7 protein-coding genes are annotated in these 8,350 nt (G+C 72.2%); 5 read left to right on the top strand and 2 right to left on the bottom strand.

The window, feature by feature from the left end:
• The coding region (locus ICW40_RS16255; protein ID WP_221655055.1) for an HD-GYP domain-containing protein at positions 1-1,134 on the bottom strand (1,134 nt) is incomplete at its 3' end.
• A 111-nt stretch (positions 1,135-1,245) separates the two neighbouring features.
• Positions 1,246-2,472 carry a D-mannonate dehydratase ManD gene (manD, locus tag ICW40_RS16250; RefSeq protein WP_221655057.1) on the bottom strand — a complete coding sequence of 409 codons (1,227 nt, stop codon included), beginning with the start codon at positions 2,470-2,472 and terminating at the stop codon, positions 1,246-1,248.
• A gap of 302 nt (positions 2,473-2,774) precedes the next feature.
• Between manD and ICW40_RS16245 the strand changes: the two genes are divergently transcribed.
• The 5 genes from ICW40_RS16245 (at position 2,775) to ICW40_RS16225 (ending at position 8,175) form a co-directional block, all read left to right on the top strand.
• Complete coding sequence (locus ICW40_RS16245; RefSeq protein ID WP_221655054.1) at positions 2,775-3,806, top strand: LacI family DNA-binding transcriptional regulator; 1,032 nt, start codon at positions 2,775-2,777, stop codon at positions 3,804-3,806.
• 97 nt (positions 3,807-3,903) lie between these two features.
• Positions 3,904-5,151 (top strand): extracellular solute-binding protein, encoded by a 1,248-nt coding sequence (locus ICW40_RS16240; RefSeq protein WP_221655053.1) that lies wholly within the window; start codon positions 3,904-3,906, stop codon positions 5,149-5,151.
• 2 nt (positions 5,152-5,153) lie between these two features.
• Complete coding sequence (locus ICW40_RS16235; protein WP_221655052.1) at positions 5,154-6,296, top strand: ABC transporter ATP-binding protein; 1,143 nt, start codon at positions 5,154-5,156, stop codon at positions 6,294-6,296.
• Positions 6,293-7,240: an ABC transporter permease gene (locus ICW40_RS16230; protein ID WP_308121861.1), complete on the top strand. Its 948-nt coding sequence runs from the start codon at positions 6,293-6,295 to the stop codon at positions 7,238-7,240. The genes ICW40_RS16235 and ICW40_RS16230 overlap by 4 nt, the downstream gene beginning before the upstream one ends.
• On the top strand, positions 7,240-8,175 hold the full coding sequence (locus tag ICW40_RS16225) for an ABC transporter permease (RefSeq protein WP_221655051.1): 936 nt from the start codon (positions 7,240-7,242) through the stop codon (positions 8,173-8,175). Before ICW40_RS16230 ends, ICW40_RS16225 begins: the two co-directional genes overlap by 1 nt.
• The last annotated feature ends 175 nt before the right edge of the window (positions 8,176-8,350 follow it).

Raw genomic sequence — 8,350 nt, 5'->3', positions numbered from 1 at the left:
CGTCTCCGCCGCCGCGCCGGTCCCGCCCAGCGTGAGCACCGGCCCGGCCACGAGCGCCGCGGTCACGGCGATCGCCGTCGTCCCCGAGCTGAGGACGGGCACGCTGCTCGCCGCCTCGGGCCACGGGATCACGCGCAGGCCGGGCAGCGCCGAGAGGAGCGAGGCTGGGCCCGCGACGAGGCGGAGCCGGCCGAGGCCCACGGCGAGCATCGCGCGCACGACGTCGGGGTCGAACTGCGTCCCCGCGCAGCGCGTGAGCTCGGCGCGCGCGGCCGCTGCGGTGAGGGGCTTCTTGTAGGGGCGCGCGGACGTGATGACGTCGTACGCGTCGGCCACCGCGACGACGCGCGCCGCGAGGCTGATGTCGGTGCCCGCGAGGCCGGCCGGGTAGCCGGCGCCGTCCCACCGCTCGTGGTGCTGACCGACGGCACCCGCCCAGTCGCCGAGCCACGCGGACAGCGGCGCGACGAGACCTTCGCCGTGCGCCGGGTGCTGCGCGAGCCGGGACCACTCGGCGTCGGTCGGGCGCCCGTTCTTGGTGAGCAGCCAGGCCGGCACCTCGAGCTTGCCGACGTCGTGCAGCAGCGCCGCCCAGCTGAGCCGCGCCACGTCCTCGCGCGAGAGCCCGAGCTCGCGCCCGATGAGCGCGCTGTACGCCTGGACGCGCGCGCTGTGGCTGAAGGTCGTCCGGTCGTGCGCGTTCAGCGCCGAGACGAGCGCGAGGAGCCGGCCCGCCTCGTCGTCGGGCGGGGGCACGCCGCCGGTCGCCGAGCGGCGGCCCTCGAGCGCGGCGGGGGAGTAGAGCCGGCGCGCCACGGCGAACCGCGACGGCGCGCGGTCCGGCACGACGAGGCTCAGCCGCAGGAGCGTGCTCAGCGGGAGCGCGCGGCGCAGCACGCGCGCGAGCCCGAGGACCAGCGCGACGGCGCACGCGACCTCGACCAGGAGCCACAGCCACGGCGGGACCCCGAGCCGCTCAGGCGGCAGCCAGCGGACCGCGGCGGCGCCGAAGGCGACGGCGAGCGCGAGCGGCAGCAGCGCGACGGAGGCCCGGACGAGCAGCGCGAGGACCGGGCGCGGCTTCCAGCGGCCGAGGGAGGCGTCGTCGTAGTTCTGGGTTGGACCGGACGCCATGGTGTTCCCATCGACCGGCGAGGCTCCCGGCGTGAGCGCTGCCGGCGCGTGGGCCGGAGAGTTCAGCCTTTCGGGTGCCGCCGCCGAGGTGTCCTCGGCCGACGTCGTCCGTCACCAGTCGTGCAGCGTGCCGTCCCGCAGGCGGTTCACCGGGAGGTAGGCGGGCGTGTACTCGAGCTGCGCCGCGAGGTCCAGGTCGAGGTCGACGCCCAGGCCGGGCGTCTCGCCCGGGTCCAGCAGCCCGTCGGCGAACGTGTAGCTCGTGCGGAACACCTCGAGCGTGCGCTCGTTGTGCTCCATGAACTCCTGGATGCCGAAGTTGTGCAGGGCGATGTCCAGGTGCAGGGCGGCGGCCATGCCGACGGGGGAGATGTCCGTCGGCTGGTGGAACCCCGACCGGATGCCGTAGAGCGCCGCGAAGTCCATGAGCTTCTTGACGCCCGTGATGCCGCCCGTGTGCGCGGGTGACGACCGCACGTAGTCGATGAGCTGCTCGGTGACGAGCGTCCGGTAGTCGTGGATGCTCGTGAGCACCTCGCCGATGGCGAGCGGCGTCGTCGTCATCGCGCGCACGCGCCGCAGCGCCTCCGGGTTGTCCGCGGGCGTGACGTCCTCGAGCCAGAACAGGTCGTACGGCTCGAGGCTGCGGCCCAGCTGCGCGGCCTCGTTCGGCGAGAGGCGGTGGTGCGCGTCGTGCAGCAGCGGCAGCTCCGGGCCGAACTCGGCCCGGACGGCCTCGAAGACGGACGGGATGTGGCGCAGGTAGGCGCGGGTGTCCCAGTCCTCCTCGACCGGCACAGCCGTGCGGCCCGCAGGCTCGTAGTCGTACTTCTGCCCGACGCCCTGGTCCGTCCCGACGCCGTAGACCTTGCCGAGGCCCGGTACGCCCGTCTGCAGCCGGATCGCGCGGAACCCGCGGTCGAGGTGGTTGCGGATCGAGGTCATGAGGGCCTCGAGCGTCGTGCCCGACGCGTGCCCGTACGCGAGGGCGCCGCGCCGGCTGCGGCCGCCGAGCAGCTGGTAGACGGGCAGGCCCGCGACCTTCCCCTTGATGTCCCACAGCGCCATGTCGACGGCGGCTATCGCGGTCATCGTCACGGGTCCGCGCCGCCAGTACGCGCCGCGCGAGAGGTACTGCCACGTGTCCTCCACGTCGTGCGCCTCGCGGCCCACGAGCAGCGGTGCGACGTGGTCGCGCAGGTACGAGGCGACGGCGAGCTCGCGCCCGTTGAGGGTCCCGTCGCCGAGGCCGACGACGCCGTCCGTGGTCTGCAGCCGCAGCGTGACGAAGTTGCGGCCGGGGCTCGTGACGACGACGTCGGCCCGCTCGATCCTCACCACGCCGGGCCGCCTGCGGGGACGTGACGGGGGGCGCGGTCGCCGCGCGGGCAGGGGTGGCTCATCGGTGTCCTCGTCGACGGTCTGAGCAGTCTCTGAAACACGGATGATGCTCCTCGTGCGATGGTCGTGGCAAGGGGTGGGCCCGGATGTTGCCCGCTGACCTGCGTCTTCGTGCTCATCGCATCGCGACGGCGAGCCGTGAGGTTGCGGTTGTGACACGGCGCTTGACAAGGGCATGCAAAGGATTGCAAGACTGTTCGGCAGGTCACACCGACGTGGCCGACGACGGAGGTGGCTCGATGGCGGTCAGCGCGCGTGACGTGGCCCGCATGGCCGGGGTCTCGGTCTCGACGGTGTCCCGCACGCTCGCGCGCCCCGACCAGGTCGCACCCGAGACGCGGGACAAGGTCGTCGCCGCGGCCCGCGCCCTGGGCTACCGCGCCAACCCCGCCGCCCGCAGCCTCATCACGGGGCAGACGGGCACGCTCGGGCTCGTGGTCCCCGACCTCGAGAACCCGTACTTCACCTCCGTGACCAAGGGCGTCCAGAAGCGCGCGCAGGCCGCCGGCTACGCGCTGCTGGTGGCCGACTCCGACGAGCACTCCGGCCAGGAGGCCGAGCTCGTGCGGAACATGGCGAGCCGCGTGGACGGCACGGTGCTCTGCTCGCCGCGCGCGTCCGACGACGTCATCGCCGGCCTCGCGCAGGAGTTCCGCCTCGTGCTCGTCAACCGCCGGGTCGGCGACATCCCGGCGATCACGGTCGACAACGCCGACGGCGTCCGTCAGGCGCTGCACCACCTGCGGGCGCTCGGCCACGGCCGGGTCGCCTACGTCGGCGGCCCGCGCGACTCGTGGTCGCACGGCGAGCGCCTCGCCGCGTTCCGGTCGATCGGCGCCGAGCTGGACCTCGACCTCGTCGAGCTCGGCAACTTCCGCCCCTACGTCTCGGGCGGCGTCGCCGCGGCGGACATCCTCATCGCCTCGGGCGCCACCGCGGTGCTCGCGTACAACGACCTGCTCGCGCTCGGCCTGCTCGAGCGCCTGCGCCAGCGCGGCGTGCGCGTCCCCGAGGACCTGAGCGTCGTCGGCGTGGACAACGTGCCGGTCGCGGCCCTCACGTCCCCGGCGCTCACGAGCGTCGAGGTGCCCCGCATGGAGAGCGGGCGCGCCGCCGTCGACCTCCTGCTGGCCGAGGTGCGCGAGGGCGTGCACACGGCCGGCGCCACGCAGGACCTCTCCGTCCAGCTCGTCGTCCGCGGGAGCACCGGCACGCCGGCCGCCGCGGGCGGCGCCGCCGTCCGTCACCCCGCGGGCGTCGTCACGACCTGAGCCCCACCGTCTGCACCGCTCGACCCTTCGCACCGCTCGTCCCTTCGACAAGCCGAGACGACGTCGTCCCGGCGCCCCACAGAGAGAAGGAAGGCCCATGCGCACTGCCAAGCACCTGCACCTGGTGGCCGGAGTCGCGGCCCTCGGGATGCTGCTCGCGGCCTGCTCCGCCCCCGAGAACACGCAGCGCCCGGAGGGTGAGGAGACCGCCGCGGCGGGCGGCTCGGGGGACGAGGTCCCCGAGACGCCGTCGGAGCCGGTCGACCTGACCATCCACGACGTCGGCGGCGTCCTCAAGCTCTTCCAGGGCGCGATCGAGGACTACGCGGAGGCCAACCCGGACGTCATCGCGTCGGTCACCTTCGAGACGGGCGCGTCCCCGGACCTGGTCGGGGCGCTCAAGCCGCAGGTCGACACGGACAACCTCCAGATCGACATGGTGCTCACGGGCAACGACGCGCTCTCGGCGGGCCTCGGCGAGGACCTGTGGATCCCGATCGCCGAGGAGTACGCCGACCGGCTCGGGAACATGGACAACTACATCCCGCAGGCCGCTGACATGCAGGAGCTCGCGCAGGGGCACGGCGTGCTGCTGTCCTGGACGCCGGGCGGCCCGCTGCTCAGCTACAACCCGGACCAGCTGCCCGAGGCGGACGTGCCCAGCACGCCCGAGGAGCTGCTCGCGTGGGCCGAGGCGAACCCCGGCAAGTTCGGGTACGCGCGTCCGGCCAACTCCGGGCCGGGCCGCACCTGGCTCCAGGGGCTGCCGTACATCCTCGGCGACGAGGACCCGCGTGACCCCGAGAACGGCTGGGACAACACCTGGGCGTTCCTCAAGGAGCTCGACCAGTACGTCGACACGTACCCGACCGGCACGGGCCAGGTCATCACGAACATGTCCGACGGCACCTGGTCGCTCACGCCGATCACGATGGGCTGGGACATCGAGCCGCGTGCCGACGGCCGCGCACCCAACACGCTCGAGGTCGCCGAGTTCGACGACTACACGTTCATCAGCGACTCGCACTTCGCCGTCGTCCCCCAGGGGCAGTCGCCCGACAAGCTGTCGGCGATCCTCCTGCTGCTCGACGACCTCCTCACGCCCGAGCAGAACGCCAAGGCGTACGACAACGGCTACCACTACCCGGGCCCGTCGATCGAGGGCGCGACCCTCGACCAGGCGCCCGAGGACACGCAGGCCGTCATCGAGGAGTTCTCGCGCGACTGGTACGACGAGGCCATCGAGACGCACGAGGCGCAGACGCAGCTCGACGCGGCCGCCATCGTCACGGCCTTCGACATCTGGGACCGCGAGGTCGGCGCCGGGAAGTTCGAGGCGAACTGATCATGGCCATCGCTGCCGGCAGGTTCGAGTCGTTGGAGCTCCAGGGCGTCGGGCGGAGCTTCGGTGGTCAGACGGCGCTGGCGGACCTCGACCTGACGGTCCGGGCGGGCGAGTTCATCGCCCTGCTCGGGCCGTCGGGCTGCGGGAAGTCCACCGCGCTCAACTGCATCGCCGGGCTGCTCCCGCTCACGCACGGGCAGATCCTCATCGACGGCAGTCGCGTCGACACGGTGCCCGCGGAGAACCGCGGGTTCGGGATGGTGTTCCAGAACTACGCGCTCTTCCCGCACCTGAGCGTCGAGAAGAACATCGCGTTCGGGCTGCAGATGCGCAAGGTCCCGCGCGACGAGGTCCGGCGCCGCGTCGCGGAGGCCGTCGCGCTGGTCAAGCTCGAGCAGCACGCGAAGAAGCTGCCCGGTCAGCTGTCGGGCGGGCAGCAGCAGCGCGTCGCCATCGCCCGGGCCGTGGTGACCGAGCCGCGGCTCGTGCTCATGGACGAGCCGCTGTCGAACCTCGACGCGAAGCTGCGCCTCGAGATGCGCACCGAGATCCGCCGTCTGCACCAGTCCCTCGGGCTGACGACGATCTACGTCACGCACGACCAGGAGGAGGCCCTGTCGATGGCCGACCGCCTGGTGGTGCTGCGGGACGGGCGCGTGCAGCAGGTCGGCACGCCCGAGCAGCTGCACAACGACCCGGTGAACTGGCACGTCGCCGACTTCATGGGGTACCGGAACCTCGTCGACCTCACGGTCTCCTCCGTGGAGGGCGGCGTCGTGACGGTCGAGGGCCAGGGGATCCGCCTGCACGGCACGGCACCCGAGCCGGTCGCCGTCGGCTCCGCGGTGCGCGTCGCGATCCGGCCCGAGGACCTCGTCGTCGTCTCGCCCGCGCACCCGCAGGTGGGCGGCAACGCCGTCGGCGCGACGGTCGTCACGGTCGAGTACCACGGACGCGAGTTCGCCGTCGGGGTGACGACGCCGCAGGGTCAGCTGCTGCACGTCCACGCCGACCACCCGCCCGTCGTCGGCAGCCCGGTCGACCTCACGGCGGACCCGGCGCGCGTGCTCGTGTACCCCGTGGACGCCGCCGACACCGGCGCGCTCTCGCTCGAGGAGCGAGAGCTCGAGGAGGTGCGGCGGTGAGCGTCGCCCAGGCGGGGCGGCGCGTGCCGCGCTCGCAGCGCGAGCGGAGCACGGCGAGCCTCAAGCACCGCCTCGCCGAGCGTGGCATCGACGGCTCGCTGCTCATGCTGCTGCCCGCCGTCGTCTTCACCGTGGTCCTGTTCATCTACCCGTTCACCTACGGCATCGGGCTCACGTTCCAGCCGGCGTTCTGGATCCAGGACCAGTGGGGTGCGGACGCGTTCGCGAACTACCGGGCGTTCTTCGGCGACCCGTTCATCTTCGACTCGATCTACCTGACGATGCGCCTGGCGCTGCCGGTCGCCCTGTTCAACGTGCTCGCGTCGATCCCGGTCGCGTACAAGCTGCGGCACCGGTTCCGCGGCAAGAAGCTCCTGACCACGCTGCTCGTCCTGCCGATCACGCTCGGCACGGTGCTCACGGCGCAGGGCCTGCTGATCTTCGCCGGCCGCCAGGGGTGGCTGAACCGCTTCCTCATGTCGATCGGCCTGGTCGACGAGCCGCTCCAGCTGGTCAACAACTACTGGGGCGTCGTCTTCTCGCTCGTCATCTCGGGCTTCCCGTTCGCGTTCCTGCTCATCACCTCCTACCTGTCGGGGATCGACCCGTCGATCGAGGCCGCGGCGCGCACCATGGGGGCCAACTGGGTGCAGCGGTTCCGCCGGGTGGTGCTGCCGCTGCTCGCCCCGGGCCTCGCGACGACGTTCATCCTCACGTTCGTCCTCGCGTTCAGCGTCTTCCCGTCGGCCCGCCTCGTCGGTGACGCCATGGGGGAGACGCGCGTCATGTCGCTCATGGCGTTCCGCGCCTTCGGCGAGCAGAACGACTACCCGATGGCCTCGACCATCGCCGTGATGATGGGGCTCGTCGAGCTGGTGGTCATCGCCGTCGTGCTGCTGTGGCGGTCGTTCATGTACAAGGGCTCGACGGGAGGCAAGGGCTGATGGCCACGCAGACTGCGCACACCACCGCCCCGGGCGTCGACCTCCCGCTGCCGCGGCCGCCGCGAGGCGTCCGCCGGCGCGCGGGCCTGCCGCCCGGCGAGAAGGCCCTCGTCGCGCGGCCCAGCACGTGGGTCGTCTGGGCGCTCGTCGCGGCGTTCTTCGTCTTCCTCGTCGGGATCATCACGAGCGTCGTCGTCGACTCGTTCGGCAAGCCCTGGTTCGACACGTGGCTGCCCGAGGCGTGGTCCGGGGACTTCTACCTCGGCGCGTGGGAGCGGTTCGGGATGGCGCAGGTCATCGGGGTGACGCTCGTGGTCGCGGTCACCGTGATCGCCGCGTCCGTGCTGATCGGCGTGCCGGCGGCCTACCTCCTGGCGCGGCGCGACTTCCCGTTCAAGCGGACCCTCACGCTGCTCTTCCTGCTCCCCGTGCTCATGCCGCCCATCACGTACGGCATCCCGCTCGCGACCGTCATGTACAACGCAGGCCTCGGGCGCACCCTCACGGCCGTCATCCTCGTCAACATGGTGCCCTCGGTGCCGTTCGTGATCATGACGATGACGCCGTTCATCGAGCAGATCAACCCGTCGATCGAGAGCGCGGCCCGCATGTCCGGCGCGAGCCTGCGCGTGGTGTTCACGCGCATCCTGGGCCCGCTCCTCGTGCCCGGCATCCTCGCGGCGTCGGTCCTCGTGCTCGTGCGGACCGTCGGCATGTTCGAGCTCACGTACCTCGTGTCGGGGCCGGAGTCGGACACGCTGGTCGTCGCCATCTACCGCGCGATGACGGCGTCGGGCGGCGGCGAGGCGCGCCAGCTGGTGTCCTCGATGGCCGTCGTCTACACCGCGACGATGATGGTCATCCTCATCGTGGCCCTCCGCTACGTGAGCCCGACTCAGCTCGTCGCGCGCGTCAAGGACACCCGCGACGACTGACCCGGGTCCCACTACCGGCCACCCATCGCACCGACTCCGTCCACCACCGTCCCCGTCCGTAACCCGCCCAACCCGTCCGCAAAGTGGAGCGTTGTCGTGGCGACACGCTGGGCGGTTTCAAGCGGCCGATGCAACGAGTAGTTGGGACTGCTGCAGGGCTGGTTGACACTCCATC

This window comes from Actinotalea ferrariae (assembly GCF_019733465.1).
GTDB lineage: Bacteria > Actinomycetota > Actinomycetes > Actinomycetales > Cellulomonadaceae > Actinotalea > Actinotalea ferrariae_A.
Note: the sequence above shows the minus strand (reverse complement) of the source record. Positions and strands in the feature narration are given on the sequence as shown.